The sequence below is a fragment of the Microbispora bryophytorum genome (assembly GCF_006874465.1).
GTDB lineage: Bacteria > Actinomycetota > Actinomycetes > Streptosporangiales > Streptosporangiaceae > Microbispora > Microbispora bryophytorum.
In genome coordinates this window covers 1-1,729 of sequence record NZ_VIRL01000054.1, presented here as the reverse complement: position 1 = coordinate 1,729, position 1,729 = coordinate 1, and the positions used below count along the sequence as shown (strand labels likewise).

Below are 1,729 nucleotides of genomic sequence, written 5' to 3'. Positions count from 1 at the left end.
TCGTCGAGGTCGGCGCGGCGTTCACCACTGTGCTCGCGATCGCCGATCCCTCGTTGTTCGCCTGGGCCATCGTGGTGTGGCTGTGGCTGACGGTCGTGTTCGCCAACCTGGCCGAGGCCGTGGCCGAGGGCCGGGGCAAGGCCCAGGCCGCCACGCTGCGGGCGGCCAAGCGCGACACCACCGCCCGCCGTCTCGCGGACTGGAAGCCTGGCCAGGCGGCGGTCCAATGGGACACCGTGGGCGCTCCCGACCTCCGGCAGGGCGACGTCGTCGTCGTGGAGGCCGGGGAGGTCGTTCCGGGTGACGGCGACGTGGTCGAGGGCATCGCGAGCGTGGACGAGTCGGCGATCACCGGGGAGTCCGCCCCGGTGATCCGCGAGTCCGGCGGTGACCGGTCGGCCGTCACGGGCGGCACCAAGGTGCTGTCGGACCGGATCATCGTACGGATCACCCAAAAACCCGGCGAGAGCTTCATCGACCGGATGATCGCCCTGGTCGAGGGCGCCGACCGGCAGAAGACCCCCAACGAGATCGCCCTCAACATCCTGCTGGCCGCGCTGACGATCATCTTCCTGATCGCCACCGTCACCATGCAGCCGCTGGCGATCTACTCCAAGGCGCAGAATCCCGGTATCCCCGACTCCCTGGCCCTGGACGGGCACGGCGTCACCGGCATCGTGCTGATCTCGCTGCTGGTCTGCCTCATCCCGACCACGATCGGGGCGCTGCTGTCGGCCATCGGCATCGCCGGCATGGACCGCCTGGTGCAGCGCAACGTGCTGGCCATGTCCGGCCGGGCGGTGGAGGCCGCCGGTGACGTCAGCACACTCCTGTTGGACAAGACCGGCACGATCACCCTGGGCAACCGGCAGGCGTCGCAGTTCGTCCCGGCCGAGGGTGTCTCCGAGCTCGACCTGGCCGAGGCGGCGCAGCTGTCCAGCCTGGCCGACGAGACGCCCGAGGGCCGTTCGATCGTGGTCTACGCCAAGAACGCCTACGGCCTGCGCGAGCGGCGGCCGGGCGAGCTGATCCACGCCGACTGGGTTCCGTTCACCGCGCAGACCCGCATGTCCGGCGTCGACGTCGACGGGCGCCGGGTCCGCAAGGGCGCCGCGACCTCGGTCATGACGTGGGTGCGCGACAACGGCGGGCATCCCACCGCGCACGTCGGGCAGCTGGTCGACGGGATCTCCGCCTCCGGCGGCACCCCGCTGGTCGTCGGCGAGGTGAGCGCCGGCGTGGCCAGGGTGCTCGGGGTGATCCACCTCAAGGACGTGGTCAAGACGGGCATGCGGGAGCGGTTCGACGAGATGCGCCGGATGGGCATCCGCACCGTCATGATCACGGGGGACAACCCGCTGACCGCCAAGGCCATCGCCGACGAGGCCGGGGTGGACGACTTCCTGGCCGAGGCCACCCCCGAGGACAAGCTCGCGCTGATCCGCAAGGAGCAGGAGGGCGGCCGGCTGGTCGCGATGACCGGCGACGGCACCAACGACGCCCCCGCGCTGGCCCAGGCCGATGTGGGCGTGGCCATGAACACCGGCACCTCGGCGGCCAAGGAGGCCGGGAACATGGTCGATCTCGACTCCAACCCGACCAAGCTCATCGAGATCGTCGAGATCGGCAAGCAACTGCTGATCACGCGGGGGGCGCTGACGACGTTCTCCATCGCCAACGACATCGCGAAGTATTTCGCGATCATCCCGGCCATGTTCGCGGCGGTCTA

At 70.2% G+C, this 1,729-nt stretch carries 1 protein-coding gene; it reads left to right on the top strand.

The genetic code is table 11. The annotated features are described in order from the left end of the window. Window positions 1–1,729 (top strand): potassium-transporting ATPase subunit KdpB (gene kdpB / locus FLX07_RS35740; protein WP_142576391.1); only part of this gene is annotated, 1,729 nt, incomplete at both ends.